Genomic DNA, 25,569 nt, shown 5'->3' on the forward strand with positions numbered 1-25,569 from the left:
GTTTTGGCCAGGTCATCAATAGGGTGGATGCAATGACGTCAGTCGATGATTTCCGGATCAAGTCCCACGCGCTGCTGATGGATCTCGATGCGGCCACCGCGCAAATGATGCAGCTGGTTTCCGCCCGGTCAGTATCAGGGCCGGCATGGGAGGCGGCCGTCAAGCGCCAGCACGATGCCTACGCGCACTGGAATGCCTTCATCAATAGTCGTGACGGGGCCGACCCGGCCGATGGCCCGCCTTGAACAGTGGGTAATGGGCGAAAAAAAGCCCGGCGCCGGGCCGGGCATGTGTCGTTTCGAATCAGCTTCCAGAGCCGCTGCTCCCTTTACCCTCACCACCCCCTTTTGAACCACCGGCGGGAGCGGGGCCGTTATCGGTCGTACCTGCGTCGGCGCCATTGGGCATGGAGCCCGTCGTGCCATCTATGCCCGAGGACGATTTGCCACCGTCCGTGCCCGTGCCGACGCTGTTCGTTTCATTACCTTGCGGCTGCGCGGTACCCGGCGGAAGGGCTGAGCCTTCGGTCGTCTTCTCGGCAGCCAGGCCGTAAAGCGAACAGGTGGATAACAGGCCGGCGAGGGTGAGCACTGCAAATTTGTTTTTCATGGTCCCAGTCTTCCGTAAAAGTGATTGGCACAGTATTGGAAGAATGGGGAATGCAAAGGTGCTGGGGAGCAGACGAGTGGTGGTTATGTTGGCGTGAAGTTTGTCCTCCGTGACCGGAAACGACACGGTGTTTTATGTGTTCTCCTCGGCCGTGTTGAGCGCTTGGGCGCGGACATAGGTGCCGAACACATGGTCCCAGAGTGGCGAGGACACGCCGAAATTCTTCTCGACGCCCTTGCGGTGATGCAGGTCGTGATTGACCGCCAAACCGGAAACAAAACGGTAGGCCCAGTGTTCCGGACGGTGCATTACGTAGTGCAACGAGATGTAGAAGAAGTAGCCAACGATCACGCCGGTGAAAGCCGAAGTCAGGCCGGTCAACCACGCGAGTACCAAAAGAGCGGCATAGGCTGAACTGGTCTTCCAGCTGGAAATGCCGATGAAAGCGAGCACATCGAGATGATGGGTCCAATGCTCCCGGCGATACAGCGAGTGGAACAGGAAGCGGTGCACCAGGTACTCAACCAACGTCCAGGCCAATAGCCCGGCGAGTGCCTGACCGATATGAAAGGGGGCGATGCACAGGGCAAGGACGACAAACAGCGGAACGGTGAAAAAGTCGAGGTAATACGCAGCCGATGACATCAGCCATTTGTTGGACGCAGCCATGCGCAAGAATTCCTTGGTGTGCCCGATGGGCATGATTTTATGAGTCGATGTTGCGAAGCGCGGCAAAGCTAGCATAAGTACGTTTGATTGCATATTTCGGCTGCTCACTGTCTTGGCTGCGCGAGTAAAACGGCCATTCGCCTCTTAATGATTTGATCCAAAAAAAGTTGTAACCCTATTCGTTAATATTCTGCGATATCAGTCAGTTTGACTGCTAGGCATGTCAATGCAGGACATCAACGTTCCCCCCGTCATATCCGGGTAGGCAAACATCATCACTTTTTATCAATGCCCAAGGGCCGTTAGTTTACAGCGGTATTGATTTACATCATGGCGGTCACCAGCCCAGGGCCGAACTTCATTATTGTCAGCCGCTTTTCATCACTCAACTCGGTGACCGCCGGTTTCGGCGCCACAGTGGGGATCTGCACGGTGGGGTATTGTTTTCAACCCTGTCGTTGTTGGGACTTGCCGCGTTGCTGGCGCAATACCCCGTCCGATGTCGCCACGTTGTGCGGTTCCGCGTATCTGCCGTCTTTCTTGGCAGCCACTGAGGGTGGCCTTATGCAGTGGAAGGACATTTGCAAGCAAGTGGCTGACAGTTACAAACGCCGCAACTGGATGCTGGTGCGTACCCCGAAATCAGTGGTCGAATGCGCCGATCCGGGCTTGATCGTATCGGAGCAGTATCAGGGCATGTCGCTGATTCTCGATTGCAGTCTGGATCAGATGTTTCAACTCCTTGAGCGGCTGGGCCCCGGCATGATCGATATCACCGCGCTTGCCTCTTCAAAGGGGCGGGAGGGAAAGCCATCGAGCGTGGTGCCAATGGCGGTCGAGCGTTTTCTGGCGGTACGGTTGGCCTGTTGAACCGGGAGGCGCGATCTTGCGCCTCAGCCCTGGCGCGATACCGGTGTTCTGCGGCTGCGATGGGTCAGCAGCAAGGCCAATATCAGCCCCAGCACACTGGCGCCGTAGGACATTTGCAGCGCGAGGAAGAAGTCCACGGTTTCGCCTGGGGTCACACAGCTGTAGCTGAAGCCGTCACCATCCCGGGTGACGCCCGGTGCGTCGGTCAGGTCAACGGGCGTCTGGGGCGGTAACGGCGCATCGGGATTGCCGATGTTTCTCCAGGTTTGCTCCGACAGCTGATTGATCGCCGTCAGTTGCCCGGCACTGCAGCGGTTGAGCGCATAGAGGCCGATAATAATCATGGCAAATACCAGAATCAGCATTGGCACCACGTGGTAACGCTGTGCAGGTAGCAAACACACCACCACCAGCCCGGCAATAAAACCCGCGACCCATGGATCGAACCAGAAAACCCAGTTGCCGACCCAGCCCTCGGGGATCAGGAGCACTGGCAAGTAGGGCGTGACAAATCTCACCAGCAGAAAGCACAGGGCAGCTACGAGGACGGCGACCAGCAGGGGTTTGATCAAGGACTTCATCGGGTATTCATAACCTTTAGTGAGCAGGGTGGACGCGGGGTGGGCACAGAGGTGCGCGCGGTCATCAGTGGCTGAGCACGTTCGCCGAAGCGGTGGGTTTTTGAGGAGGCGAGGCCAGGGAGGTCTCTAGCGGCTGCGGGGGATGCAGGTCTGCGATCATGTGCGATTCCATCCGTGGAAAATTCGAGCGCGGATTCTGCAGCAATTGGCGCTGGCCTGGAAGGCCCGGTGCAGAGCGTGCGCACGTCTGGGTGGGCGTTTCCAAATCAGCCCACCCTCAGGGAAATCCTGATGGCATATTGAGTTCAGCGATGGCAAGCTTCTGACCTGCAGCGCCGACCCGTGTGCAGTCGGGCAGGACGCTCACTCCTCAATAACTGCTGCCATTTACCTCAGGTGTTCATCACCTGTTGGTCCCACTGAACAAGGATGTCGTCATGAAAATCTCTCTTGGTCTTCTCGCCCTCGCTGGGTGCCTGTCCACCTTTTCTGTCTCGGCCGCTGGCCCGAACCACAACGATCTGTTCAAGGCTTTGGCGGAGTGCAAAGCCAGTGCGCAGCAGGTGACCGAGTTCAACGGTCTGGTTGACGCAGGCCAATTGTCGTTGCCCAAGGATGTGCCGCACACCCCGTGGGGCGGCGGCGCCTGGCAGGTCACGCCGGCGTTGACGGTGCATGGTGTGTCGTCCAGCACCGCAGTAATGACCGACCGCGTCAGCTTCTTTCTCCAAGCCAAAAGCAGCAGTCCGAAGGCTGATGCAGAGCAGCTCGCCAGCACCCTGAAACTGCAAAAGGTGCTGGATACCGACGGCTATGTTGACTTCCAGCGCAGCCTCGACAATGGCGCGACCCTGCGAGTGGTCTCCACGGAAAACAAGGACAGCGATCTCTACGTGGGTTGTAGTTATCAGCAGGACGCATCCTGATACTGGCGGTAGACGGATACGCCGCGAACCCGCTGTGGCTTCGCGGCTCAAGATCTGGTGCAGCGTCACTTTAGTCCTGACCGTAGCTGCAAAAGTACACTCGGATGACACGTAACCGAGGGCAAATAATGAGTTGGAAAATTAGACCGGCTGTCTCGAGTGACATTGAGTTTCTGATGGATATTGATCCTCTCGCCAAAACAGATGAGGGCCGTCAGGAACACATCGAAAGGGCCATAGGATCACTTGGCTGCTGGGTTGCCTGTGCTGCGAACGATCCAAGCGTCCCAATTGGTTATGGCTGCCTGGAACGAAGTTTTTTCGGGGAGTGGCTGATTTCGCTTGTCGTGGTTTCAAACGCATTCAAACGTACTGGTGCAGGTCGAAAAATCGTTACTCATCTTGAGCAATGCGCTAACGCGGCAAAGATTTTCACCTCAACTAATGCGTCCAATGTTGCGATGCAGCAATTACTCAGACAGCTCGGATATCAAGACAGTGGCAGAGTAGAGAATCTTGATCCGAACGATCCAGAGCTAATCTTTGTGAAATTTTTGAGTCGGCGACAGTTGTGAGAGATGAGAGGTCTGTGGGAGCACATGAACTAACAGCTGACTATTAAGTCAGGGTAGTTAGCTGCACTTCTTCCATTTTCAGGACGTCACCATGCGCAACTTCACCCTGGAGTACCTGTTCAACGGCGAACCCCGCACCCACGTTTTCGAATTAAAGCAGCATCAACTGCCCGTCCATCAGGCGGCAATGCATCTGCTACAACTGCATTTGGGGGATGGAGAAAATAGCCTGATCATGCCTACCGCAGACGCGACGCCTGAGGAGATTCTAGAGCAGGCTGAGCGGGTAGGGCTGACGCAGATTAAGGTCGTCGATCCCATCAGGTGATGCCGGGTGTGGCGACCGTTTGAGTCCATAACCGATAGCAGTCAATCCGGCGCTATCAACACCGCCAGCGTCAACTTGATGAATTCAAACGGGAGCCAACCTGATCCGCCTGCGCCCAAGCCTCAACCGCGCCCGCTATAGATATGGCTCAGAATCATCAGCTCAAGCACGGCCACCAGCACACAGAATGCGACAAATCCGCGCGTGAAGGCCCTACGAGGCTTTTCGTAAGGCTCAATATTGCCAAAGATGGTGAGAAGGTCGGATAAAAACTCAAGAAACCCCATAGATGTATGCTTTCGCTCCGTCAATTTACCCAGCCTGCAACGCCGTAGCAGGCTGGCTCGTACATCTCTCTTAGTGGAGTGTCGCAACCCTGCGACTCTCGCCAATTCTGATCCGATCCAGCGCTCTGTTTAGTGAATCCAGGGCATCAAGGAGCGCTTTCGCCTCCGACTCCCGGCCATCACCCCAAAGGCGTTCAGCCATTTTGTTCAGGGCCTGGATTGAGCGCTCAATGTCTGCAGCGGTCGCCGCTGTTTTATTTTCCTGCTGTTTCTTTGGCATTCAGTAACCCTTCTGCGGGGTATTGCTTGTCTCTCAGAAGCCCGCGCTTGGTGGGCACCGATCTGCATGTTCGTTCAGCTTTTGCCTGGTTTCTTTTCGGCGGTAACGATGCAGGCGGCGAAAAAGTTGTTTTGAAAGTTAAGAATGGCTTCTTGCTGCATCTTCTCGGTTGCGTACTTGGGAATCTGGTAAGCCTCTCGGATCAGTATCTTGAACAAATCGCTCACATATTCGTTTCCTGCGTCTTCGGCCATTTGCCATGGCACTGACATAGGTACGCCTTGCTGCCTACTCTTCATGACCTGCTTGGCCGAGTTTTCTGTTCGCTTGCACTCATCAAAGTCTTCACTGGGCAAAGGGGAGCCTTGAGCCGAGAGACTGATAGTGAACAATACAGCGGCTGTAGAAAGATATTTTGAGTGCACGACGCGCCATCCTTGATGTTTGATCTGAATTTTACCAGTCATGGCTCCGAGCCACCATTGGTCGCCTGGAGCGCCATCACACTGAACCCTACCGACGACGCAACCTCTATCCCTGTAGACCAACACTAGGGGCTCCAATGAGAGAGGTACAGCGAAGACTGGCCATGACAGCCTGGCGCAAGTTGTTTGCACTGGTTGGAAACCAAATAGACGAAGAGGATAAGTACTTCAGATTGTTGAGGCGGGCTGATGAGATGGAGCGGGCAGACCTCATCACCAGCGAAGAGTGGCGCAAGCTTGTCCAAGAGGCAGGAGCATCACTTGCAAACACCGCGGAGTGCATGGGCGGACGAGGGTAAGGCGGAACAAAAAAGCCCGGCGCTGGGCCGGGTCTTGGTACTTGGCTATCGAAAAATCCCTGACGAACTGCGCGAAGTCGGTGAGGATTGTGGTCGGCATCGTGTGGCGAGGCTGATGCGTCTTGAAGATCTGCGCTCTCAGACAGGGTATCGAAGACACCCTTGCTACCGTTGCGCGCGGCGCGCAGCTTGTCGTCGGCCAGCGTACTCAGAGAGATGTCAGTGTCCGGATGAAGACCTACATAGGCCCGGCAGTCGGAGCAGAGGTAGGCAAATGGCCAATCTCCGTAGCTGCGACCGTTGTAGATTTCCGAATTGCACACGAGACGGACTTCGTTGCCGCAGTAGCGACATTCCGTAGGTACAGGGATGGGATTCTTTACGCGTTTGAGTGCGCGGCGGCTGACGTGTGGCAGCGGTGCGGACGCAGCAATACGCCCGGTGGCGTTAGCCCGAGGATCGATCTGCATGGTGTTTCCTTATTGGGGCATGTGGGCGGCAAGGGCGCCGTACAACATGAGGGCGGTGCAGATGGCGGGTGCGAAGAATGCGCTGTCGGGCGATTACCTTTCGGCTTGCCCAGCGCTGCAATGGCGAGGTCATAGATTAGGCCGCGCGCTCGGCGGCCATCGGCGATGACTTCGCAGATCATCCGCTCAATCGGATATTCGCGATTGTCGGTCAGCAGGGGGGCAATGTGCTCCTTCGGACCCAGATGTTCGGCCAGCGCCTCCCACAGAGACTGCGGAGTGACCAAGGCAACCGACTTGCCATGCGCCCGCGGTGCCGTGACGTCGCCGCCGCAGATCAGCGAGTTGATTGCATCGTGGAGCCAGTCCGGCCCCTCTGGTGTACCGAGAAAGTCGGTCATGGTCGAACCTCCACTTCAAGTCGGCGTGCCAAGGCGCAGGCTTCGTTGTGATCGCGACGGAAGCCCTGAACCTTCCCGGTCTGGTTATCCACCACATGGAAGAACTCACGGCCAGCCGGCTTGACCTTCAACTGGAAGGTGCACACGGGCATATGCCGATTGATTAACCGGTAGGACTCTGTGGTAGCCAGAGCTGAGCGCTGACGCAGAACGTCGATGATGTCTCGGCGCGCTTGCATGCTTGGGTGCATGGACGCCTCCAGGGTGGTGGATGTTGATCCGACAAAACTCGGCTGCACTCATCCGTTCCGCTGGTTGCCGTTGGGCGCGGAGGGGAGTGCCTGCGGGTTGTGTCGGAGGGAAACGGCTTAGCGTTGGATTTGGCTTTTTGGTCCGCAGCATCTCGCCAATGAATCATTGACCAGACTCACGGTCATATCGCCGATCTTTCCATTTAGGACGTTCAAATGAAGCGTGCAGTAATAGTGTTCATGGTCATCTCAGGCTCCCTTCTGTTGGGAGGCTGCGGGCCTCACTGGGGCGACGGAGACAGGTACGGTCGAGATCGGGGTTACGATCATGGTCGTGGATACGACCGTGGGTATGACCGAGGCGATGACCGAGGCGATGACGATGATCGCGGGCGTGACCGCAGATATGATCGTCGTGACAATGACCAGGGATATGATCGCAATCACGGTCGCGATCGTGACGATAGAGACGACTAGCTCGCTCTGATCTCCCTTCTGAATTTCTCTACGACCTGTCACCAAATTTAATCCGTGAAATCCCTTGGCCCGCTACTGGCGACGGCCTGGATTTGCAGCATCAATTTGTCTTCGTGCGCTGGGGTGGCCTACCGAAATTCCGGCCGATGCGCGGTGACATCGACGGCCTACTGTCCACTGCCTGAATGAGTGTTGGGCGCAGCCTTCAGGCTTGCTGCGCCACGCAGGTGAATCGTTCAGCTACTTCATGGCCGTAGCTCCTATCGCTCACCCACTGGGCAGGCAGTGGCCACCTATGGAATGAGTTTCTTGATGGCTGACTTGCCAAGGCCGCGAATCCAAAGCCCGAAGTGCCCAAGGTCTTTCCGGGCCCTATGCGTTCACGGATACGCCGCTGGCCATTCAAGAGCGCGAGCGGCCGAAGGGGCAGATGGGAAGAGTCAGTTGGGTCTGTTCGGGAGAGGTATGACGAGTAGCGCGGATCCCGTAGCGGGTACGGCACGCATAAAAAAGCCCGCGAGAGAGGCGGGCTTCAGATGCTGACCTTTAGAGGCAGTCGGACCTGCCTATCTGAAAGTCGGCTATCGGTGAGTTGCTTGAGTCGTTGAAGGTGTAATTAACCAAAAGCCCCGACTTCACGAAAGATCCTAGACCTTTTTCAGCGCAGGATACAGAAGCGGCAAGGGCTTTTGTGTCCTTAGTAAATGCATCGGAATCGACTTCGTTTTTCGAGACTTTTGTGAGCGTGTATGAAATACGCATGATCCCATCTTTGTAGGTTACCGAATCGAGGCGAGTTGATTCATCGAACATCTTTCGGGATTCGGCATTCATGATGAGCGCGACACCTTCAAGCTGGCGTTCTCGCTCTTGCTTTTTCTCTTCCGGAGAAGACTGTGCATGCCAGACTTGGACCAGGACAAAGAGTAAAATCATTGCCGAAAAAAAAATGATTAATCCGCGATGCTGCTTCAACTGAGAGCTCCGTAGCAAAAGGCCATCACTTATTTGATCATGCCGCTACTATCATTTCAAGTTAGAGGAATTGCCGGTCACGTCTCCGGCGCCGAGTTCCACGGTCGTGTTCAGTTCGCCAGCGCTCGATAACAGCCGATTCTGGGATTTGATGCAGGTGGGCGGTTACTGTTAGATCCGGTAGCACAGTGACTTTTCTATACGGTGGCGGAGATGAGAACACCCGATATTATTGCTTCGATCTTATGGAAAACAATATTGCTGGCAGTCCATATCTAAAGACGTACACCGATACGGGAATAATTACATTCAATTCACTCCAGCCGTCCTTAAATATAGTTGGAGCAATTCAAGCTCCTGCGCCATCAGTTCTTGACTCTTACGGTCGGTACCCCATCCGGTGCCTCGGCCGCTCGTGGCCATTGAGCGTGCATCTGGGTTTGTGAGGGAGATCTGCTGGTCTGGACTTTCGTGGAGCTGCGCCTCGATTTCTTTGAGTTTCTGCATCTACTTTTTCAGTGTTTCTATCTTTTCTTTCAGCCGCTCTGCTTTGGCCTCGGCCACTTCAGGCGTTGCCCGATCCGCTGAATCCATCGCCGCCAGATATCGATCAATGCTCTGCTCGATCTGCTGCATACGTGCCTTCACCTTGCCCTGAGTGAAGTTGCGGTCGCGATTATTGACGGCCTTTAATTTGCTGCCGTCGATGGCGATGATCGACTGAGAGAAGAGATTGAGGTTGCGGCAAAGAACTACGAACTGGCGGCATACGCTGCGGATGGCTTTGCCGTTGTCTTTGCGAAAGTCGGCAATGGTTTTGAAGTCCGGAGCCAAGCGCCCCGTTAACCACATCAACTCGACGTTGCGTTCGGCCTCACGCTCAGGCCGGCGGCTGGACTGAATCCGATTGAGATAGCCGTAGATATAGATCTTCAGCAATATCGCTGGATGGTAGGCCGGACGCCCTGTTGCGGCAGGGGCGACGCCCTCAAAGCCAAGTGCGCCCAGGTCGAGTTCATCGACGAAAACATCAACCACGCGCACTGGATTTTCTTCGGCTACGTGATCGTCCAGACACTCCGGCAGCAACGTGACTTGCGTCCGAGCCTCACCTTCAATGAATCGCTTCATGATCGCCCCCGCTACGATCTCGACGATCAGAAGGTTAGACAATCACTGGCGTTTTCACACAGCCTGGACCCATAGCGGACGTGCGGGGCGGTCTGATCTCGACGGATTCGACGATTAGTCGCGGCCCGAAGTTGGTTGACCCCTTGTCACCAAGGGGTCGTTTGAATCAGTTGTGAATGGCAATAAACGTTTTGTGGAGACTAGGCCGCTGCCTATCGAGCTGTTGGGCCAGATGTTATGGCCCGCAGTACTTTCCAGCTTCCGGTGCCGACACCGGCCCTGTTCGGCGAGCGGTTTGTATAGACGTGATAACCAATGGTCTTTCTTCCTGCGAAATGATTACAGGTATCCAGGTATCCACCTTGAGAATTGTTGTATTCGTTCCTGAGGCTGATCGGGTCCCCAATATAGATCTGTGAGCCGACAGCACCGTACATTACGACCCAATCGAGAGTTTTGTGACCGGTTTTTTCAACGCCGCGGTTCGCCTTTTCCGCAGTGGAGACATTGTAAAGCTCTGGTGAGGTGGCGTGATTGTTCGTATCGAGGTAGCCGCCACCGTTTTTGTCGCTGTATCCCGGGCCGTCTCCGTACAGATTCAATAGCCTGATGGTATCGCCAGAGCGCACCCTGTCACCGTCTGGCTTACCCGTTGCGGATCCGATCAACCAGGTGTCGATGGGGCCTTCTTTTTCTGGTGAGAGAACGGACACAACATCATACTTGGCGCCCACCTCTTTGGAACTGTCATAAATAGAGAGATAGCCGCCGTTCCAATTGGCATAGCCGTTGAGAAAGCGGACTTTGTCGCCATATTTGAGCACATCGGCTGTTGGCTCAGTGGTGACCGTTTTCTTCTCGACGCTGACGTTGAATGAGCCGCTGTTGTTCCCGTAATCTCCCGCCAAATCATTGATGAGAAAGGTGAGTTCTCCGTCGGTAGGTACTGTCCAGCGGAACACGCCCGTATTGACCGGAGTGAGATAGTCATCGCCGATCTTCATCAGGAGTGCACCGACAAGTCCGTCCGGATAGACCAACCCGGCAGGCTTGTACGAACCAACGAGACTCTCATCCCCTTGAGGACCGTAGGCCCTACTTGAGCCACGCTCTACCCATCCCGAGGCGATAATCGTAATGACGTCGCCCTTCTTAACCGTGAAACCTGTCTTTTTGCCGCTCTCCAGCTTTGCATCGATTGTGCCGGACCAGATATCGGATTGAGACATTGTGAAGCTCCTTTTCCATAGTGATTTCCCAGGCGTTTGCCGGGAGGAAACAACGTTTTTCGCGTTGTGACCTGCGTACTCACTAGTGAAGGAACCCACGTTAAAAGATACGAACCGGCCTAGCTCCATGCTCAATCTGACGGCTTGGGATTCCTTCCCGCAGGTCGCAAACTGACTATAGAGGGTGAGGGTAATCTGTCAAAAAATCACCGAAAGTAGCCATCCATGACTGACCGCTTTCAACCCAAAGCGGTCAGTCGTGACAGGTAAAAAGCGACCGAGTGAAGTCGTTCACTTCGCGCCACGCTCGACTGGCTGCCACACGCCGTCTGCCTTCCTGCACAAGAAAACCTCATCAAGCGACTAACTCGACCTCTGATAGAAATTAGCTGATGTATGTGATTATCGCTGGTCAATCCTTTTCGTGGTTCCCATTCTGCTATGGGACTCTATGGAGAGTGTCCCCGTTCACAACTGTTCAATTGTCTTCATCCATGCCCCTTCTGAATGTTCAGATTTCTCGTGTGAGATAGACGCTGGTACCAGCAGCGCATAAGATTTGTCGCAACAACATTCTCATTGCTGCTTGAAAACCCAATCCCAACACAACAAAAAATTTGGATGGATGAATGGAAGTTTCGATCGGAACCCTTCTCAGCGCTTCGGCTACGCGATATGGCGATAAAACCACCCAGGTTGCCAACGGGCGCAACTATTCATGCATGAGGACATTGAGAAAAACGCTTGTAACTTTGGCGATATGCCTCGCGGCGATGGATGCATCGGCCCAAGCACAACCTGTGGTGCAATTCATCGCCACGGGCGGGACGATAGCCATGAAGATCGACCCGGTGACCAAAGGCGTCGTCCCCGCAATTTCGGGAGATGACCTGATGCAGACGGTGCCGGATGCCGGCAAATACGCGATCGTCGAAGTCAACAACTTCTCGAACATGTCGGCCAACTATGTCGAAGCGAAGTGGTGGACACGTCTCACTAAGGCCGTTGATGATGCGCTCGCGCGTCCCGAGGTCGCCGGCGTCGTCATCGCGCACGGCACCGATACGATGGAGGAAACGGCTTACTGGCTGGACCTGACCGTCAAGTCCGACAAACCGGTGATCCTGATCGGTGCGCAGCATAATGCATCCTCGCCCGATTTCGATGGTCCGCGAAACCTGCTCAATGCCATCCGCATTGCTACCACGGCTCAAGCCCGCGGCAAGGGCGTGATGTTGGCGATGAACAACCAGATCAATGCGGCGCGCAGCGTCACCAAGACTCACACAGGAGATGTCGAGACCTTCAAGTCTGGTGACTTCGGCTTTCTTGGCGAGGTCTGGGAGGACAAGGTCATCTTCACTAACGCACCGCTGCGCCGCCAGCATATCGACATCGGTACCGCAGAGATGCCGCGCGTAGAGATTCTAGCCATGTTCGGTGGGGCCGATGGGTCGCTGCTGCGCTATGCCGTCGACCAGGGTGCCAAAGGCATCGTGGTGCAAGCTGTTGGCATGGGCAACATGAACGTCTCTATGTTCGAGGCGGTCAAGTACGCTCTTTCGAAGAACGTACCGGTGGTGGTTGCGACCCGAGTACCCAACGGCCGCACGATGCCAGTCTATGGTTTCGTCGGCGGCGGCAAGACCAGCTACGAAGCAGGTGCAGTGATGGCCGGCGATCTGAGCCCTCAAAAGGCGCGCCTGCTTCTCATGCTCTTGCTGCAGAGCGGTATCAGCAGTCAGGCAGAACTTCAAGCCGCATTTGATCGCTAGTACTAGTGCGTGGATTCGAGGGTGCCGTCGAAGCTTCTCCGTGGGCCGCGACGGGAGCCATCTTGAGTTGCAGGCTGGTTTCTACGAGAAGCGGCGGTGCAGTAGCGGGGAGTCGGGCGAGAACATTTAAGATGTGATCGGCGTTCAGACTTCCCGACTCAAGCACCCGTTTTACCGCTACCAGCACCGGGTCGAAACCGGCAATGGGCACAGCCGCCAGTACCTGCATCATGATCCGACCACCGTTGCTGTGACGTCTTAGGTCCCCTTCGATGAATGGGATGTAATTCTGCCAGCCAAAACTGACCTGACCTCGATCAAAGAGGCGCTTGTGGTTGGCAATCATTGCGGCATCGGCATCATTTCGACCGCTCCTTGCAGGCTAACATCTCCAGGAAAACCTACCTCTACATGAGGTACCACTCGCTGTGACCAAAGTTGCTCGACTTTCCATCCCGGCCAAGAAATAAGATTGGGATAGTGCTCAGTAGAGAGGAACATCACTACCGCTGGGTCATGCGGTGAATGGCTAGAGTTGGCATGCATCTGCTGCTGTGAGCATTCGCTATCGGGCGAAACCAGAACCGCGCTGACCGTCTGCTTTTGGTCGATTGCAGTCACTCCGGCGCCATCATCAGCGGAAGCGTCATTTTGATGAGTTCCTCGTTCTTGTCTATGGCGTCCAGGGCACTGCGCACGTTGTCGGCAACATCGGCTGAGCCGCGCGCTTCGACCCAGTTGGTCAGCTCCAGAATGGCCGCTTCAAGGGCTAGTTGGTTTTCGTTGATCTTGTACCGCAGAGGGGGGAGCAGGTCTGAATGGGGCATCGCGAATCTTCGGTTAAAAGGTTAGCGTAGCATCGTGTTACATGAAGGATATTTAACGATCGGCAGGACGCCGGAAGAGGGGAAAATGAGCTTGGTTATGGAACGGTTCCAGAATAGTTATGGAACACATGCTGAGCGGAGACGATTTCACCAAACCCCAGAAACGAAAAAGCCCTGACTAATCAGGGCTCTAACGTATTCAAGATGGCGGAGGCGATGGGATTCGAACTCATGGACCTGTTACAGTCGACGGTTTTCAAGACCGTTGCCTTAAACCACTCGGCCACACCTCCGTTTGCGTTGCGGGCGCCATAATACCTGAATGAAACACACTGTCAAACTCTCTGCATGGCTTGTTACAGAGCGTCTGTTATGATCTTTGCCACTGAACGTTTCAAACCAACAGGAGTGTCGCCATGCGCGAACAGGATTACGCAGTTAATAACAGCGTGCAGGCTGAGCAGCTAGAGGTTAGCCGCGTCCTGCGCAACACGTACGGCTTGCTCGCTCTCACCCTCGCATTCAGCGGTGTGATGGCGTTCGTTGCTCAGCAGATGCGCGTCGGCTACCCGAACATTTTCGTGGTGCTGATCGGCTTCTACGGCCTTTTCTTCCTTACCAACAAGCTCCGTGACTCGGCCTGGGGCCTGGTGTCGGCCTTTGCGTTGACCGGTTTCATGGGTTTCCTGCTCGGCCCGATCCTCAACCGTTACCTGGGCATGCAGGGCGGGGCGGAAGTGGTCAGTTCCGCTTTCGCGATGACTGCGCTGGTGTTCGGCGGTCTGTCGGCCTATGTGCTGATCACTCGCAAGGACATGAGCTTCCTCGGTGGTTTCATCACCGCCGGGTTCTTCGTGTTGCTGGGCGCGACGCTGGCAAGCATCTTCTTCCAGATCAGCGGTCTGCAACTGGCGATCAGCGCAGGTTTCGTGCTGTTTTCCTCGGTCTGCATTCTGTTCCAGACCAGCGCCATCATTCATGGCGGCGAGCGTAACTACATCATGGCGACCATCAGCCTGTATGTATCGATCTACAACCTGTTCATCAGCTTGTTGCAGATCTTCGGCATCATGAGCCGCGATGATTGATCGCAAGCCCTGAGTCATAAAAAAACCCGCTTCGGCGGGTTTTTTTATGGGCGCCTCTTCGACTACCTAATAGGTACGCTTGATTTCAGAGGCCGGGATTTTTCATCGATGTCGGCGGCGCTGACTTTCAGCCGCAACGTCAGGCCCTGCAGCTGCCTCATTTTCAACATGCCCAGCTGCCAGCCTTTTCGCTCCTGCCTGTTGGCATCCAGGCCGTGACATTCAAGTTTTCGTTCAGGGTGACTCATGGCGTCCGCGTCTTCCCAATGGCAGCGTACTTCAAGCAATTGCTCGTCCAGCCTGGTCGCTAGCTGCTCGTCCTCCTTCAGGAATGTTTCGACTTCAAGCCCAACGGTGGAGGTGTCAAACGTGTTGCGGCCGGTCTGTGACCGATCCCAGATCGTGAAATCAAAACTGTTGAGCACCAGCGTGCAATCGCCGACTCTTTTACCCAGCTCCACCTCGAATTCAGAGGTGTGAGGTGTGGGGTAAAGCTGACTGTAAAACATCGCTTTGTCAGGATCGGGCTCTCCGGCGTAATCGTCGGGCAAGATGCATAGACTTGTGAACAGCGGGCGGTAGGAGGCGGTCACGTCCACGACAAACTGGGCGGGCATCTCGGTCTTGAGGGTCACGTGATTGGAAAACATCGCGCAGCCTGTTGCTTGCAAAATCAGGCTTCCCAGTAGCAAGTTGCGGACGAAACGAGGTACGGCACGGGGACAGAGGTGCCGTAGTAACGGGCGCATAAGTACTTCCTTGTAGTATTGCCGGGCGGCAATAGGGTGCGCACTCTAGCGGTGTATGAAGAGTGGTGAAAGCGCAAACCTTATTGCGATCAGGAAGAGGACGTCCCTTACTCCGCCACGACAATGCTGCCATCGGCTTGTTGGCGATAGATGGTGTAGGGCAGCAGCATGGTGTCGAGCGCGCCGGAAATGACCACATCGATCAACACAAAGATCGTTCCGTTGTTGTATTTCTCCGGATCGACGCCTGCCTCCAGCGGCGCATGCAGGGTGCAGAAATCATAGGTCACGCCACTGTAGATCCGTGGAACCGCACCGCAGTAGCTTCTTTTCTCCTTGAGACTCTTTGCCGCTGCTTCGTCACTGCGCACCACCGTTTGAACAGTGCCGCAACCCGCCAGCATCAATGCCACCAGCAACATCACCTGAGTTTTCATACCGCCAATCCTTCGCCGGAAAACAGTCAATCTATCCCATACAGCCCCAAACAACACTCACGCCATCGGCGGCAACCGGCGCTTGACCGGGGTTTTCTTGACGATCGCGGTGTTGGTTTCAGCGTGGGTGTTGAGGCGGTCGAGCAGGGTGTCCAGTTGTTCCATCGAGCGCACATGCAGGCGCGCAATGAAGCAGTCGTCACCGGTGACCTTGTCGCACTCGGTGAATTCGGGAATGGCCTGGATTTGCCGCTCGACTTCCTGCAACTGCCCAGGCAACGGACGAATACGCACGATGGCCTGGAGCTGATAGCCGAAGCATTTGGGGTCGATCTCGACGGTGTAGCCTTTGAGCACGCCGCGTTCTTCGAGACGGCGCAGGCGCTCGGCGACGCTGGGCGATGACAACCCGCTAATCTGCGCCAGGGCTTTGAGCGAACGCCGTGAGTCTTCCATCAAGGCGCTGATCAGCACTTGATCAATGTCGTCGGTCATGGCGAAACCTCGATTAGGCAATTAGACAAAACGCCCTCGATAAAAAAGGCAGAAATCGAGTTTAGCCTGATTTTTGCGCTGGAGAAGACCGTCGACGGATTGGCATAATTTGCGCTCAAACACAGGAGTCTGATGATGGACAAAACACTACGTCGCGGGTCATTCGAAATGACCGCCGCCATGCTGATATCCGGAACCATTGGCTGGTTCGTGCTGGTGTCAGGCCAGCCGGTGCTGGACGTAGTGTTCTGGCGTTGTGTGTTCGGTGCCGGCACCTTGTTGCTGATCTGCGCGGCGTTCGGCTTCCTGCGCCCCGGCATTCTGACCCGCACCACGTTCCTGCTGGCAGTGTTCAGCGGGATGGCGATTGTCGGCAACTGGGTGTTGCTGTTTGCCTCCTATTCCCGAGCATCGATTGCCATCGGCACAGCGGTGTACAACGTTCAACCGTTCATGTTGGTCGGGTTGGCCGCGCTATTTCTCGGGGAAAAAATCACCGTGCAGAAGCTGTTCTGGCTGGGCATTTCATTCCTCGGGATGCTGGCGATTGTCAGCGCCCATGGCGAGCAGGGCGCGGGTGGCAATGATTACCTGATGGGGATTGGCCTGGCGCTGGGCGCGGCGTTTCTTTACGCGATTGCTGCGTTGATCATCAAACGCCTCACCGGCACGCCACCGCACCTGATCGCGTTGGTCCAGGTCTGCACCGGCGTGCTGTTACTCGCGCCTTTTGCGCACTTTTCGGCATTGCCCCAAGCGCCGAGTGCCTGGGCCAGCCTGGTGACCTTGGGCATCGTGCACACGGGTTTGATGTACGTGTTGCTCTACGGCGCCATCCAGAAACTGCCGACGGCACTGACCGGCGCACTGTCGTTCATCTACCCGATTGCGGCGATCTTTGTTGACTGGTTCGCCTTCGGCCATCGCCTGGAACCGCTGCAATGGCTGGGTGTGGCCGCGATCCTGCTGGCCGCCGCCGGAATGCAACAGGGCTGGGGCCTGAAATTGCGCCGGGTGGCCACGCCGTAAGCCTCAGAGGTTCCAGCGCGGCGCGGTCTTGGCCAGTCGCTGGCGCATTTCACCGACGTTGGCGGCCAATTGCCGGGTCAATAAGCGGTAACCATCCAAGGGACTGTAAACCGGCGCATCGAGGCTGGCGTCCGGCAGCTCCACTGGTCGACTGAGCCGCTGGGACGCCCCGGATTTCAAGGCCCGGGCCATGCCGATCAACTGAATGCGGATCTGCCGGTGTTCGGCTTTCAACGCCGTTTGCAGATGCGCCATGGCGACCGGATCACTGGCATCCGGACGCGTGTTGCCAAGGATCTCCAGGGTGCTGATGCACATGCGCAGGTTGCGTTGAATGGCATCCAGTTCAGTCATGGAGATCCGCACTTCCTTGGACACCGACGGCATGAGCGAGCGCAGTTGCACCATCACCGTGTTCAGGCGACCCATGAGTTTGAGATGTTCGTCATCGGTGACTGGCAAGCCATTGATGATCCGCCCGTAGCTGGTTGCACAATCGCGCAAGGCATCGGCCAGGTTGTAGCGCCAGGAGAACACCGCGTACAGCGGCAGGGCGAAGGAAAACGCCAGGGCAAGGGCGATGCCGATCAGAATGTCCACGCCGCGCCACAACCCGTCAGTGACCGGGTTGTCGCCATGCCCGGCGACGATAAACACGGTGATCGCCGACAGCAGCGCCGTGTAGCCGCCCTTGCCGATGGCGTGATACGAGAAGAACCCGCACACCACCGACATCGCGAAATACGTCAGCCAAGGCAAGCCGAGCCAGGCCTGCTGCGCCACCAGCAATAAGCCGACGCCAGCCCCGATCAAGGTGCCGATCGCGCGTTCGGCGGCTTTCTTGCCGATGTTGCCGTGGTGCTGCAAGCCGCCGATCACCACCAGCATGGTCACCGACGCCCACTCGCCGTGGGGCAGGTGGATGCCGGTGGTCAGCAGGATCGTCGCCAGCAATCCCAGCGAAACCCGCACCGCGTGGATCACTCGCGCGTTGCGATAGCGCCGGTACGGGTCCAGCAACGGACGCAGCAAACGGCGCATCAGCGGTGGCAGGCGGTAGGCTCTCAGATAGCGTCTCCTCAGAAAATGTAATCAGTGGTCAGGAAGCTCGAATCCCGCCCGCGAATGATCTCGCTGATCAGTGCTTTGTTGCTGTCCTGAAACTTGGTCGCCACCAGCGTGCGGATCGAAAACACCCGCAGCGCATCATGTACCGACAGAGTGCCTTCGGCGGAGTTCTTGCGGCCGTTGAACGGGAAGGTGTCCGGGCCGCGCTGGCACTGGGCGTTGATGTTGATACGTCCGACCTGATTGGCGAAGGTGTCGACCAGTCGGCCGACCGCCACCGGGTTGGTGCCGAAGATACTCAGTTGCTGGCCGAAGTCCGATTCCAGGACGTAATCGATCACCGTGTCCAGATGGCGGTACGGCACGATCGGCACCACGGGACCGAACTGTTCTTCCTGATAGACGCGCATCTGCGGGTTCACCGGATACAGCACCGCCGGATAGAAGAACGACGCCCGGGCTTCACCGCCGTTGGGGTTGACCACGGTCGCGCCTTTGCTCACCGCGTCGGCCACCAGCGAATGCAGGTAATCGACCTTGCTCGCTTCCGGCAGCGGCGTCAGGGCTACGCCGCTGTCCCACGGCATACCAGGTTTGAGGGTGGCGAGTTTGGCGTTGAATTTTTCGATGAACGACTCGACCACATCTTCATGGACGAAGAGGATTTTCAGCGCGGTGCAGCGCTGGCCATTGAACGACAGCGAACCGGTGAGCGCTTCGCTGACGGCGTTGTCCAGATCCACTTCGGGCAGGACGATGCCGGGGTTCTTCGCGTCCAGGCCCAGTGCCGCACGCAAGCGGTGTGGTTTTGGATGCAGTTTTTTCAGGTCGCTGGCGGCCTTGTTGGTGCCGATAAACGCGAAGATATCGATCTTGCCGCTGGCCATCAGCGCACTGACGGTTTCGCGACCGCTGCCGTAGATCACGTTGATCACGCCGGTCGGGAAGCTGTCGCGGAAGGCTTCCAGCAGTGGCCGAATCAGCAACACGCCAAGCTTGGCCGGTTTGAACACCACGGTGTTGCCCATGATCAGCGCCGGAATCAGCGTGGTGAAGGTTTCGTTCAGCGGGTAGTTGTAAGGCCCCATGCACAGGGCGACGCCCAGCGGTACGCGACGGATCTGCCCGAGGGTGTCCTGTTCCAGTTCGAAACGGCTGGAACGACGGTCGAGTTCCTTGAGGGCGTTGATGGTGTCGACGATGTAATCGCAGGTGCGATCGAACTCTTTTTCCGAGTCCTTGAGGTTCTTGCCGATTTCCCACATCAACAACTTCACCACCGCCTCACGCTGTTGACGCATGCGCCCGAGGAAGGCTTCGACGTGTTGAATACGCTCGGCCACGCGCATGGTCGGCCACAGCCCCTGGCCACGGTCGTAGGCGCGGACGGCGGCGTCCAGCGCAGTCAAAGCCGTTTCGGCATCCAGCAACGGCGTGCTGCCGAGGATCACTTGTTCGTCGCCATTTTCGCCGGTCAGGTACACCGGGCTGCGGACCTGGGCGAGGGGGCCGCTCCAGGTGCGCAGTTCGCCGTCTACCAGGTATTCGCGTTGCTCGGTCTGGCCGTCGAGGCGGTATTTTTCAGGGATGTCGCTGCTGTCGGGAAACAGATTGCCAAGGATGTTTGGTGTGGTCATGTCGCTACCCCGTCTGGATTGGGTGATGCACTGATGAATCGTTTTAGCAGACCTGGGCCTTGCTTGTCATGACTCATCTCAGCGTTTGCGCCGCTCGGTCCTATGGATGGCGGAGCGGGTCATGGCCTCAGATGCCCCCCTTGTTGGCCCCCAATGCCCTCAACCCGGCCGCGCCGGTGCCTTAGTGTTGACCTCGCGTTGAACACAATAAAAAGGAGCCTCCCGCTGAGGGGCGCCATAAGAGAGGACTGCCATGCGGGCACGTCGATTCACTGAAAAGCCTAGCCGTTGTTTTGCGTTGGTGGGCTGCGTCTTCGCCACGCTGCTCAGCGGTTGTGGTGATGATCCAGAACCGCCGGCCACCCGCAGCGAAGCGGCCAACGCCATGCCTGGCGATGCCGCACTGGCCCAGGTCTACGCCAACAGCTGCAAGCTCTGCCATGCCAACCCCGCCGCCGGAGCACCGCTGACAGGCGATAAAAAAGCCTGGGAGCCGCGCGTGCAGCAGGGCGCCGACACGCTGCTCGATCATGCGATCAACGGCTACAACGGCATGCCGCCGATGGGACTGTGCATGCAGTGTTCGGAGGAAGAATTCCTGGCGCTGATTTCGTTTATGTCCGGTCAGTCCATCCAACAATAAGATCAGCAGGTGCACTTATGACGATGGACCTGACACGACGTCAGTTACTGCAACGGGCGAGCGTCATCGGTGCCTTCACCGCGCTCGGCTCAAGCCCGGCGCTGGCCGAATTGCTGCGTGCACCGCGGTTGATTCCCTGGCGCAACTGGTCCGGTGGCCAGAGTTGCCTGCCGGCGGCGCGGCTGGCACCGAAAAACCTCGATGAACTGACCCAGGTGATTCGCCAGGCCCCAGGCAAAATCCGCCCGGTCGGCTCGGCCCATTCCTTCAGTGCCCTGGTGCCCACCGACGGCACGCTGTTGTCCCTGAGCTACTTCACCGGCCTGCTCGATCACGACACCCGCACCTTGCAGGCGGAGTTCGCCGCCGGCACGCCGATGTCACGCATGGGCACGCCGCTCAAGGACGTCGGCCAAGCCCTGCCGAACATGGCTGACATCGACTATCAGACCCTCGCTGGCGCCATCTCCACCTCGACCCACGGCACCGGCAAGACTTTTCAGTCCTATTCGGCCCACGTCTGCGGCCTGCAATTGGTGACCGCCAGCGGCGATGTACTGGACTGCGACAGCACGCGCCATCCCGAGGTGTTCAGCGCCGCCCGTGTCTCCCTCGGAGCCTTGGGCGTTGCCACAAAAATCAGAATGCAAAACCGTCCGGCGTATCGACTACGGGAGCGCCAGTGGATCGCCAAAACCGAAGAGCTGCTGGAAGACATCGACAAGAACTCACAGGAAAACCAACACTGGGAAATGCTCGTGGTGACCCATTCCGACTACGCCTTGTCGATCGCCCTCAACGAAACCGCCGACCCGGCCACACCGCCGATCCCGGCGGATGAAGAGGGCGGTAACGAGTTCGTGACCTTGATCGAGAAGATCGACAAGTACGGCAGCGACTTCCCCGACCTGCGCCGCACGATGCTTAACAACCTGCGCCACCTCGCCAGTTTCGATGACCGGGTCGGCGACTCATTCGACATCTACGCCAACGTGCGCACCGTGCGCTTTAACGAGATGGAATACTCGGTGCCCGCTGAATATGGCCCGGCCTGCCTGCGGGAAATTCTCAAGCTGATTCAGGACAAGGACCTGCGCACCTGGTTTCCCATCGAGTACCGCTATGTGAAGGCTGACGACATTCCTCTGAGCATGTTCGAGGGCCGCGACAGTTGTTCGATCTCGGTGCACCAGCATTACCAGATGGACCATCACAACTTCTTCGCCGCCGTCGAGCCGATCTTCTGGAAATACAACGGCCGGCCGCACTGGGGCAAGTTACACACGCTCAACGCCAAGAACTTGCAGCCGTTGTACCCGCGCTGGCGTGAATTCGTTGAGGTTCGCCAGGCGCTGGACCCCAGCGGCAGGTTTCTCAATGCGCATTTGTCATCGATTCTGGGGGTGAACTGATGGCCGTGAATCGTCGCAATTTCCTGCTTGGAACCGTGGGCGTAGGCGCCTTGCTGGTGGGTGTCGGCGCGTGGCTGCGGCCGGGGGATCGGGGCGGGCCGTACAGCGATTATTTTCGCGCGCTGAACCGTGAACTCAAGGCCCACGGCCCGATGCGTCCGGTGATGCTGATCGATCTGGATCGCCTCGATCACAACATCGACGCGGTGCTGCAATCGGTCCGGCGCGGTGGCAAACACTTGCGTCTGGTGGAGAAATCCCTGCCAGCACCGGGGCTGCTGGCGTATATCGCCAAACGTGCCGGCACGAAGCGCTTGATGTCGTTTCATCAACCGTTTCTCAACCATGACGCCGCGCAATTTCCGGACGCCGACATCCTGCTGGGCAAACCGCTCCCGGTGCGTTCGGCGCAGCTGTTTTATGACACCCACAAAGGCCCGTTTGACCCTGCGAAGCAGTTGCAGTGGTTGCTCGATACGCCGGAACGCTTACAGCAATACCTTGCGCTGGCGCAGGGCCTGGGCACGCGAGTGCGGGTGAACATCGAGCTGGACGTCGGCCTGCACCGTGGCGGCGTCAGAGACCTGAGTGTGCTCGGGCAGATGCTGACGCTGATCAGCGCCCACCCGCAACACTTGGCGTTTGCCGGGTTCATGGGCTACGACCCGTTCGTGGGCATGGGCGTGCCGGGGATCCTTGGTTCCCCCGAGGAACTGTTCGGCAAAGTCATGGTGATCTACAACCGCTGCGTCGATTTCACTCGTCAGCAGTATCCGGGTCTATGGCGTGAAGGGCTGACGCTCAACACCGCCGGCAGTCCGAGCTATCGCATGCACGAAAACGAAAGTCTGAGCAGCGAAGTCTCGGTCGGCACGGCGATGCTCAAGCCGACGCACTATGACTTGCCATCGCTGGTGGACCATGTGCCGGCGGCGTACATCGCCACGCCCGTGTTGAAGAGCACCGGGGCGGTGAATATTCCGGCGCTGGACGACAAGTCGAAGCTGTTCTCGTGGTGGGACGCTAATCAGCGCGAGACGTTTTTCATCTATGGCGGCAACTGGATGGCCGAGTTCGAATCGCCCCAGGGTTTGCAGAGCAACGGGGTGTATGGCCGCAGCTCCAATCAGGAAATGGTCAACGGCTCCAGCGCCGTGGGCCTGGCGGTGGAGGATCAAGTGTTCCTGCGCCCGACCCAGACTGAATCGGTGTTGCTGCAATTTGGTGATTTGCTGGCAGTGCGAGGCGGCAGGATTGTCGATGCCTGGCCGGTTTACGCCTGAGCCTGACACACAAGTGCAGCAATCTTCTGGCAACAATCCGTAGAGCTACGCGCGGTCCACCGCGAAGGACGCAAAACCCACCAGATCGACAGGGAGTCATCGATGGCATTCATAGAACCCGCAGGGCGTCAGGACACTGGCGATTATCGCTGTCCCGACGTGCAACCCCAATCCTGGCTGGCGCAGGCAGCCGGGATCGAGGCCGAGGTGGCGCAGTACTTCATGGTCAGCGCCCGGTGCGGCTGTTTCATGCAGGCCGCGCGCAGCCTCAACGTCAGAACGACGTTGTTGCGCAAACAACTGGCGAAACTGGAGGTGCAGGTGCAGCGCTCCCTGTTCAACTTTCAGGGCAGCAACCTGACCCTCAGCCGCGAAGGGCTGGAACTGCATGCCCAACTGATCGCGCTGGCCCACGAACGCACATTGCCGCTGGTCGAACAGCCGCTGATCCGGCTGGCGGTGGCCGAGTCGATCCTGCATGACATCCTCGGCCGCGACCTGATCGCGCTGCTGCGGCGCAATGCCAGCGTGCGCCTGGAGATCATCTCGCTGGACAGTGAACTGGCCTTGCAAGCCGTCAGCGCCGATGTGGTGCTGTGGCTGGCAGCCGGTGACTCACCGCTGCCCGGGCCGACATTTGCAATAGATGAGCCGCAACACCTGGCACGACTGGACTATTTCCCGCACATCGCCAAACGTTATTCACGGGTTACGTCTCGGCCGGACAGCCTCGACGACCTGGCGGATTTCATGCTGGTGCATTGGCAGCATGACCGGCAGATCGACAGCTTCGGGCCATGGAACCGTCTGGTGGAGCAACGCCTGGCCGGGGTTGTGCAGTTGCAGTCTTACGAACTGATGCTGGAAATGATCCGTTGCAGCGCCTGCATCGGCCTGTTGCCCGGCTACATCAGCCGCTTCGACCGCGCCCTGATTGCGCTGCCGGGGTTGTTCAGCGAACCGATGCAGCGTCAGGCGTGGCTGGCAGTGAATGCTGAATCCCGGCAGCAGACCGAGGTGCAGGAACTCGCCGAACTGATCCGCAACACCTTCCATGAACGGCGGGAGTGGTTCTCGAATTGACGGTAACCCCCTGTGGGAGCGAGGCTGCTCGCGAAGGCGTCGTGTCAGTCACATCAATGCTGAATGACTCACCGCCATCGCGAGCAAGCGTTGCTCCTACATTGGATGAGTGTCGTGCTCAAAATCCGCGTATACCGCAGCTCCTCTGTAGGAGCAAAGCTTGCTCGCGATGACGCCAGCACAAACAACATCAACTCAGACGGTCAACCCTGAGCACGAATCCGCCGCCCCAATACATCCATCACATCACAGCCATCGCGTAACAACATCGCCGCCGCCTGCGCCAGTTGCTGCACATCGGCGCCCTTGGCCTGCGTGATATCAAGGCTGGCCAGGCTTTCCATCATCTGCGTCACCGCCAGAAAACGGGTGGCGGCATTGCTGTGCAGCACATCCAACGGCGCTTGCGTGGCCACCAGCAACACCGGAATGTCGTGGTCATTGTTGGTCATCGGCATATGCGCATTCATGCCTCACCTCCCGCTTGTGCTGCGTGCAAACCGTCGATCGAGGCCTGCACCAGTGAGCGTGCGGTATCGAGCATGTGCTTGCTGGCCCAGCGTAATGTCTGAATGTGTTCCGGGCGGGTGGCGTTAGGGGCTTGATGGGCGAGGGCTTCGGCGCAGCTGAGGTAGACGGAAGCGTGTTCCAGGGCGTCGAGCAGGGGGATGTCGGGTTGTACGGCGAAAAGGTGATGGTCGACGTGGTCGCAGCGGGCGAAGGGGGTGGATTTTGTGGTTGCGTTGGTCATTGGTGTAGCTCCTTAGTCATCAAGAGCTGCCACAAAATCGCCGTCAAACGAATGGGTGGCAACTGTGCGCAGGTTGACGGACCGGTCTAAGGTACCCGGCGCACCCGAAAGTGCCCCGCGCACAGTCACCATTAAGCTTTGAGTCGAGCACACGAGTACACGAGCAAAGTTGGAAGACAATGCGCACCTTAAAACCGCCGAGCCGTCAAACCCGATCACGAATGAGTCGTGACAGGCGCGAGGATAGGGAGAGAGGGCAGGGCAGTCAACCAACGCAACGCCCGAAACAGCTGCTTTTCCTGTAGGCGTTTTCCAGGCATGACCCCGATCCCGTAGGCGCTGTCGAAGGCTGCGATCTTTTGATCTTGCCCCTGAAAATCAAGATCATAAGATCGCAGCCTTCGGCAGCTACAGGGGCCTACGTACAGCACGTTAAATAGATGCGCCCC

31 protein-coding genes, 1 tRNA gene and 4 pseudogenes are annotated in these 25,569 nt (G+C 57.4%); 14 read left to right on the forward strand and 22 right to left on the reverse strand.

The annotated features are described in order from the left end of the window. The first annotated feature begins 32 nt into the window (after nucleotides 1–32). Entirely contained in the window at nucleotides 33–245 is a 213-nt protein-coding gene (locus ACA071_RS14120; protein ID WP_497644910.1) for a hypothetical protein, read from the forward strand. A gap of 58 nt (nucleotides 246–303) precedes the next feature. Here the strand turns inward: ACA071_RS14120 and ACA071_RS14125 are convergent, their stop codons facing one another. After that, the gene (locus tag ACA071_RS14125; protein WP_497644911.1) at nucleotides 304–609 is read right to left on the reverse strand and encodes a hypothetical protein; all 306 of its coding nucleotides are present in this window, start codon (nucleotides 607–609) and stop codon (nucleotides 304–306) included. Nucleotides 610–741: 132 nt separating this feature from the next. Next, a complete protein-coding gene (locus ACA071_RS14130; RefSeq protein WP_497644912.1) occupies nucleotides 742–1,278 on the reverse strand; it encodes a sterol desaturase family protein in 537 nt (178 codons plus the stop codon). 330 nt (nucleotides 1,279–1,608) lie between these two features. On the opposite strand from ACA071_RS14130, the gene ACA071_RS14135 reads away from it, so the two are divergent. After that, nucleotides 1,609–2,148, forward strand: coding sequence for a hypothetical protein (locus ACA071_RS14135; RefSeq protein WP_497644913.1), 540 nt, complete (start codon nucleotides 1,609–1,611; stop codon nucleotides 2,146–2,148). A gap of 23 nt (nucleotides 2,149–2,171) precedes the next feature. Here the strand turns inward: ACA071_RS14135 and ACA071_RS14140 are convergent, their stop codons facing one another. After that, nucleotides 2,172–2,729 carry a hypothetical protein gene (locus ACA071_RS14140; RefSeq protein WP_497644914.1) on the reverse strand — a complete coding sequence of 186 codons (558 nt, stop codon included), beginning with the start codon at nucleotides 2,727–2,729 and terminating at the stop codon, nucleotides 2,172–2,174. Nucleotides 2,730–3,166: 437 nt separating this feature from the next. Here ACA071_RS14140 and ACA071_RS14145 point away from each other — a divergent pair, with 437 nt between their 5' ends. The 3 genes from ACA071_RS14145 to ACA071_RS14155 all read left to right on the forward strand — a co-directional run bounded on the left by ACA071_RS14145 (nucleotide 3,167) and on the right by ACA071_RS14155 (nucleotide 4,558). Beyond that, nucleotides 3,167–3,655 carry a hypothetical protein gene (locus ACA071_RS14145; protein ID WP_497644915.1) on the forward strand — a complete coding sequence of 163 codons (489 nt, stop codon included), beginning with the start codon at nucleotides 3,167–3,169 and terminating at the stop codon, nucleotides 3,653–3,655. Nucleotides 3,656–3,831: 176 nt separating this feature from the next. Further along, the gene (locus tag ACA071_RS14150; protein WP_497644916.1) at nucleotides 3,832–4,230 is read left to right on the forward strand and encodes a GNAT family N-acetyltransferase; all 399 of its coding nucleotides are present in this window, start codon (nucleotides 3,832–3,834) and stop codon (nucleotides 4,228–4,230) included. A gap of 91 nt (nucleotides 4,231–4,321) precedes the next feature. Next, nucleotides 4,322–4,558: a hypothetical protein gene (locus tag ACA071_RS14155; RefSeq protein WP_497644917.1), complete on the forward strand. Its 237-nt coding sequence runs from the start codon at nucleotides 4,322–4,324 to the stop codon at nucleotides 4,556–4,558. Between the two features lie 357 nt (nucleotides 4,559–4,915). Here the strand turns inward: ACA071_RS14155 and ACA071_RS14160 are convergent, their stop codons facing one another. Beyond that, nucleotides 4,916–5,125 (reverse strand): hypothetical protein, encoded by a 210-nt coding sequence (locus ACA071_RS14160; protein ID WP_169370041.1) that lies wholly within the window; start codon nucleotides 5,123–5,125, stop codon nucleotides 4,916–4,918. A 74-nt stretch (nucleotides 5,126–5,199) separates the two neighbouring features. Further along, complete coding sequence (locus ACA071_RS14165; protein ID WP_497644918.1) at nucleotides 5,200–5,592, reverse strand: hypothetical protein; 393 nt, start codon at nucleotides 5,590–5,592, stop codon at nucleotides 5,200–5,202. Nucleotides 5,593–5,946: 354 nt separating this feature from the next. On the opposite strand from ACA071_RS14165, the pseudogene ACA071_RS14170 reads away from it, so the two are divergent. Continuing rightward, nucleotides 5,947–6,072: pseudogene (locus ACA071_RS14170) on the forward strand (IS3 family transposase); the annotation flags it as partial. 19 nt (nucleotides 6,073–6,091) lie between these two features. Here ACA071_RS14170 and ACA071_RS14175 read toward each other — a convergent pair. The 3 genes and pseudogenes from ACA071_RS14175 to ACA071_RS14185 form a co-directional block, all read right to left on the reverse strand. After that, nucleotides 6,092–6,379, reverse strand: a pseudogene (locus ACA071_RS14175) (zinc-finger-containing protein); the annotation flags it as partial. Next, nucleotides 6,289–6,780 (reverse strand): hypothetical protein, encoded by a 492-nt coding sequence (locus ACA071_RS14180; protein WP_497644919.1) that lies wholly within the window; start codon nucleotides 6,778–6,780, stop codon nucleotides 6,289–6,291. The pseudogene ACA071_RS14175 and the gene ACA071_RS14180, both read right to left, overlap by 91 nt. Continuing rightward, complete coding sequence (locus ACA071_RS14185; protein WP_497644920.1) at nucleotides 6,777–7,031, reverse strand: hypothetical protein; 255 nt, start codon at nucleotides 7,029–7,031, stop codon at nucleotides 6,777–6,779. The genes ACA071_RS14180 and ACA071_RS14185 overlap by 4 nt, the downstream gene beginning before the upstream one ends. A gap of 216 nt (nucleotides 7,032–7,247) precedes the next feature. On the opposite strand from ACA071_RS14185, the gene ACA071_RS14190 reads away from it, so the two are divergent. Then, a complete protein-coding gene (locus ACA071_RS14190) occupies nucleotides 7,248–7,508 on the forward strand; it encodes a hypothetical protein (protein ID WP_497644921.1) in 261 nt (86 codons plus the stop codon). A gap of 546 nt (nucleotides 7,509–8,054) precedes the next feature. Here ACA071_RS14190 and ACA071_RS14195 read toward each other — a convergent pair. From ACA071_RS14195 to ACA071_RS14205, 3 genes and pseudogenes are all read right to left on the reverse strand, one after another. Then, a complete protein-coding gene (locus ACA071_RS14195; RefSeq protein WP_497644922.1) occupies nucleotides 8,055–8,483 on the reverse strand; it encodes a hypothetical protein in 429 nt (142 codons plus the stop codon). 402 nt (nucleotides 8,484–8,885) lie between these two features. Then, nucleotides 8,886–9,614, reverse strand: a pseudogene (locus ACA071_RS14200) (transposase); the annotation flags it as partial. Between the two features lie 212 nt (nucleotides 9,615–9,826). Next, entirely contained in the window at nucleotides 9,827–10,843 is a 1,017-nt protein-coding gene (locus ACA071_RS14205; protein ID WP_497644923.1) for a LecA/PA-IL family lectin, read from the reverse strand. Between the two features lie 629 nt (nucleotides 10,844–11,472). On the opposite strand from ACA071_RS14205, the gene ACA071_RS14210 reads away from it, so the two are divergent. Then, the gene (locus ACA071_RS14210; RefSeq protein ID WP_497644924.1) at nucleotides 11,473–12,618 is read left to right on the forward strand and encodes an asparaginase; all 1,146 of its coding nucleotides are present in this window, start codon (nucleotides 11,473–11,475) and stop codon (nucleotides 12,616–12,618) included. On the opposite strand, the pseudogene ACA071_RS14215 reads toward ACA071_RS14210, so the two are convergent. The 4 genes and pseudogenes from ACA071_RS14215 to ACA071_RS14230 form a co-directional block, all read right to left on the reverse strand. Next, nucleotides 12,578–12,976: pseudogene (locus ACA071_RS14215) on the reverse strand (IS21 family transposase); the annotation flags it as partial. The gene ACA071_RS14210 and the pseudogene ACA071_RS14215 overlap by 41 nt on opposite strands. Beyond that, complete coding sequence (locus ACA071_RS14220; RefSeq protein ID WP_497644925.1) at nucleotides 12,961–13,239, reverse strand: hypothetical protein; 279 nt, start codon at nucleotides 13,237–13,239, stop codon at nucleotides 12,961–12,963. The gene ACA071_RS14220 and the pseudogene ACA071_RS14215, both read right to left, overlap by 16 nt. Continuing rightward, nucleotides 13,236–13,445 (reverse strand): hypothetical protein, encoded by a 210-nt coding sequence (locus ACA071_RS14225; RefSeq protein ID WP_497644926.1) that lies wholly within the window; start codon nucleotides 13,443–13,445, stop codon nucleotides 13,236–13,238. Before ACA071_RS14225 ends, ACA071_RS14220 begins: the two co-directional genes overlap by 4 nt. Before the next feature lie 205 nt (nucleotides 13,446–13,650). Next, nucleotides 13,651–13,738, reverse strand: a tRNA-Ser gene (locus ACA071_RS14230). Nucleotides 13,739–13,861: 123 nt separating this feature from the next. Between ACA071_RS14230 and ACA071_RS14235 the strand changes: the two genes are divergently transcribed. Beyond that, nucleotides 13,862–14,533, forward strand: a complete 672-nt coding sequence (locus tag ACA071_RS14235; RefSeq protein WP_092280745.1) for a Bax inhibitor-1/YccA family protein — start codon at nucleotides 13,862–13,864, stop codon at nucleotides 14,531–14,533. 62 nt (nucleotides 14,534–14,595) lie between these two features. On the opposite strand, the gene ACA071_RS14240 is transcribed toward ACA071_RS14235, so the two are convergent. The 3 genes from ACA071_RS14240 to ACA071_RS14250 form a co-directional block, all read right to left on the reverse strand. Continuing rightward, nucleotides 14,596–15,282 carry a hypothetical protein gene (locus ACA071_RS14240; RefSeq protein ID WP_497644927.1) on the reverse strand — a complete coding sequence of 229 codons (687 nt, stop codon included), beginning with the start codon at nucleotides 15,280–15,282 and terminating at the stop codon, nucleotides 14,596–14,598. Nucleotides 15,283–15,389: 107 nt separating this feature from the next. Further along, nucleotides 15,390–15,719 carry a YceK/YidQ family lipoprotein gene (locus tag ACA071_RS14245; RefSeq protein WP_497644928.1) on the reverse strand — a complete coding sequence of 110 codons (330 nt, stop codon included), beginning with the start codon at nucleotides 15,717–15,719 and terminating at the stop codon, nucleotides 15,390–15,392. 57 nt (nucleotides 15,720–15,776) lie between these two features. Then, the gene (locus ACA071_RS14250; RefSeq protein ID WP_054046539.1) at nucleotides 15,777–16,214 is read right to left on the reverse strand and encodes an Lrp/AsnC family transcriptional regulator; all 438 of its coding nucleotides are present in this window, start codon (nucleotides 16,212–16,214) and stop codon (nucleotides 15,777–15,779) included. Between the two features lie 135 nt (nucleotides 16,215–16,349). On the opposite strand from ACA071_RS14250, the gene ACA071_RS14255 reads away from it, so the two are divergent. Next, complete coding sequence (locus ACA071_RS14255; protein ID WP_497644929.1) at nucleotides 16,350–17,243, forward strand: DMT family transporter; 894 nt, start codon at nucleotides 16,350–16,352, stop codon at nucleotides 17,241–17,243. Between the two features lie 3 nt (nucleotides 17,244–17,246). On the opposite strand, the gene ACA071_RS14260 is transcribed toward ACA071_RS14255, so the two are convergent. Next, nucleotides 17,247–18,284 (reverse strand): FUSC family protein, encoded by a 1,038-nt coding sequence (locus tag ACA071_RS14260; protein WP_497644930.1) that lies wholly within the window; start codon nucleotides 18,282–18,284, stop codon nucleotides 17,247–17,249. Nucleotides 18,285–18,322: 38 nt separating this feature from the next. Further along, on the reverse strand, nucleotides 18,323–19,948 hold the full coding sequence (locus ACA071_RS14265) for an NADP-dependent glyceraldehyde-3-phosphate dehydrogenase (protein WP_497644931.1): 1,626 nt from the start codon (nucleotides 19,946–19,948) through the stop codon (nucleotides 18,323–18,325). A 253-nt stretch (nucleotides 19,949–20,201) separates the two neighbouring features. Between ACA071_RS14265 and ACA071_RS14270 the strand changes: the two genes are divergently transcribed. The 4 genes from ACA071_RS14270 to ACA071_RS14285 all read left to right on the forward strand — a co-directional run bounded on the left by ACA071_RS14270 (nucleotide 20,202) and on the right by ACA071_RS14285 (nucleotide 24,369). Next, entirely contained in the window at nucleotides 20,202–20,591 is a 390-nt protein-coding gene (locus ACA071_RS14270) for a c-type cytochrome (protein ID WP_497644932.1), read from the forward strand. A 17-nt stretch (nucleotides 20,592–20,608) separates the two neighbouring features. Next, the gene (locus ACA071_RS14275; RefSeq protein ID WP_497644933.1) at nucleotides 20,609–22,003 is read left to right on the forward strand and encodes a D-arabinono-1,4-lactone oxidase; all 1,395 of its coding nucleotides are present in this window, start codon (nucleotides 20,609–20,611) and stop codon (nucleotides 22,001–22,003) included. A gap of 74 nt (nucleotides 22,004–22,077) precedes the next feature. Next, entirely contained in the window at nucleotides 22,078–23,286 is a 1,209-nt protein-coding gene (locus ACA071_RS14280; protein ID WP_497645308.1) for a DSD1 family PLP-dependent enzyme, read from the forward strand. Nucleotides 23,287–23,388: 102 nt separating this feature from the next. After that, on the forward strand, nucleotides 23,389–24,369 hold the full coding sequence (locus tag ACA071_RS14285; protein WP_497644934.1) for a LysR substrate-binding domain-containing protein: 981 nt from the start codon (nucleotides 23,389–23,391) through the stop codon (nucleotides 24,367–24,369). Between the two features lie 203 nt (nucleotides 24,370–24,572). Here ACA071_RS14285 and ACA071_RS14290 read toward each other — a convergent pair whose 3' ends face one another. Further along, the gene (locus ACA071_RS14290) at nucleotides 24,573–24,839 is read right to left on the reverse strand and encodes a short-chain dehydrogenase (protein ID WP_497644935.1); all 267 of its coding nucleotides are present in this window, start codon (nucleotides 24,837–24,839) and stop codon (nucleotides 24,573–24,575) included. Continuing rightward, on the reverse strand, nucleotides 24,836–25,120 hold the full coding sequence (locus ACA071_RS14295) for a DUF3077 domain-containing protein (RefSeq protein WP_497640280.1): 285 nt from the start codon (nucleotides 25,118–25,120) through the stop codon (nucleotides 24,836–24,838). The genes ACA071_RS14290 and ACA071_RS14295 overlap by 4 nt, the downstream gene beginning before the upstream one ends. Nucleotides 25,121–25,569: the final 449 nt, after the last annotated feature.

It is taken from the genome of Pseudomonas sp. LBUM1646 (assembly GCF_059716165.1).

Coding starts and splice junctions, on each gene's coding strand:
- ACA071_RS14235 (WP_092280745.1), top strand. CDS start 13,862: ATGCGCGAACAGGATTACGCAGTTAATAACAGCGTGCAGGCTGAGCAG.
- ACA071_RS14275 (WP_497644933.1), top strand. CDS start 20,609: ATGACGATGGACCTGACACGACGTCAGTTACTGCAACGGGCGAGCGTC.
- ACA071_RS14245 (WP_497644928.1), bottom strand. CDS start 15,719: ATGAAAACTCAGGTGATGTTGCTGGTGGCATTGATGCTGGCGGGTTGC.
- ACA071_RS14160 (WP_169370041.1), bottom strand. CDS start 5,125: ATGCCAAAGAAACAGCAGGAAAATAAAACAGCGGCGACCGCTGCAGAC.
- ACA071_RS14240 (WP_497644927.1), bottom strand. CDS start 15,282: ATGCGCCCGTTACTACGGCACCTCTGTCCCCGTGCCGTACCTCGTTTC.
- ACA071_RS14190 (WP_497644921.1), top strand. CDS start 7,248: ATGAAGCGTGCAGTAATAGTGTTCATGGTCATCTCAGGCTCCCTTCTG.
- ACA071_RS14210 (WP_497644924.1), top strand. CDS start 11,473: ATGGAAGTTTCGATCGGAACCCTTCTCAGCGCTTCGGCTACGCGATAT.
- ACA071_RS14130 (WP_497644912.1), bottom strand. CDS start 1,278: ATGGCTGCGTCCAACAAATGGCTGATGTCATCGGCTGCGTATTACCTC.
- ACA071_RS14155 (WP_497644917.1), top strand. CDS start 4,322: ATGCGCAACTTCACCCTGGAGTACCTGTTCAACGGCGAACCCCGCACC.
- ACA071_RS14225 (WP_497644926.1), bottom strand. CDS start 13,445: ATGCCCCATTCAGACCTGCTCCCCCCTCTGCGGTACAAGATCAACGAA.
- ACA071_RS14265 (WP_497644931.1), bottom strand. CDS start 19,948: ATGACCACACCAAACATCCTTGGCAATCTGTTTCCCGACAGCAGCGAC.
- ACA071_RS14165 (WP_497644918.1), bottom strand. CDS start 5,592: ATGACTGGTAAAATTCAGATCAAACATCAAGGATGGCGCGTCGTGCAC.
- ACA071_RS14255 (WP_497644929.1), top strand. CDS start 16,350: ATGGACAAAACACTACGTCGCGGGTCATTCGAAATGACCGCCGCCATG.
- ACA071_RS14250 (WP_054046539.1), bottom strand. CDS start 16,214: ATGACCGACGACATTGATCAAGTGCTGATCAGCGCCTTGATGGAAGAC.
- ACA071_RS14205 (WP_497644923.1), bottom strand. CDS start 10,843: ATGTCTCAATCCGATATCTGGTCCGGCACAATCGATGCAAAGCTGGAG.
- ACA071_RS14295 (WP_497640280.1), bottom strand. CDS start 25,120: ATGACCAACGCAACCACAAAATCCACCCCCTTCGCCCGCTGCGACCAC.
- ACA071_RS14290 (WP_497644935.1), bottom strand. CDS start 24,839: ATGAATGCGCATATGCCGATGACCAACAATGACCACGACATTCCGGTG.
- ACA071_RS14145 (WP_497644915.1), top strand. CDS start 3,167: ATGAAAATCTCTCTTGGTCTTCTCGCCCTCGCTGGGTGCCTGTCCACC.
- ACA071_RS14135 (WP_497644913.1), top strand. CDS start 1,609: ATGGCGGTCACCAGCCCAGGGCCGAACTTCATTATTGTCAGCCGCTTT.
- ACA071_RS14185 (WP_497644920.1), bottom strand. CDS start 7,031: ATGCACCCAAGCATGCAAGCGCGCCGAGACATCATCGACGTTCTGCGT.
- ACA071_RS14150 (WP_497644916.1), top strand. CDS start 3,832: ATGGATATTGATCCTCTCGCCAAAACAGATGAGGGCCGTCAGGAACAC.
- ACA071_RS14125 (WP_497644911.1), bottom strand. CDS start 609: ATGAAAAACAAATTTGCAGTGCTCACCCTCGCCGGCCTGTTATCCACC.
- ACA071_RS14180 (WP_497644919.1), bottom strand. CDS start 6,780: ATGACCGACTTTCTCGGTACACCAGAGGGGCCGGACTGGCTCCACGAT.
- ACA071_RS14285 (WP_497644934.1), top strand. CDS start 23,389: ATGGCATTCATAGAACCCGCAGGGCGTCAGGACACTGGCGATTATCGC.
- ACA071_RS14260 (WP_497644930.1), bottom strand. CDS start 18,284: ATGCGCCGTTTGCTGCGTCCGTTGCTGGACCCGTACCGGCGCTATCGC.
- ACA071_RS14120 (WP_497644910.1), top strand. CDS start 33: ATGACGTCAGTCGATGATTTCCGGATCAAGTCCCACGCGCTGCTGATG.
- ACA071_RS14140 (WP_497644914.1), bottom strand. CDS start 2,729: ATGAAGTCCTTGATCAAACCCCTGCTGGTCGCCGTCCTCGTAGCTGCC.
- ACA071_RS14270 (WP_497644932.1), top strand. CDS start 20,202: ATGCGGGCACGTCGATTCACTGAAAAGCCTAGCCGTTGTTTTGCGTTG.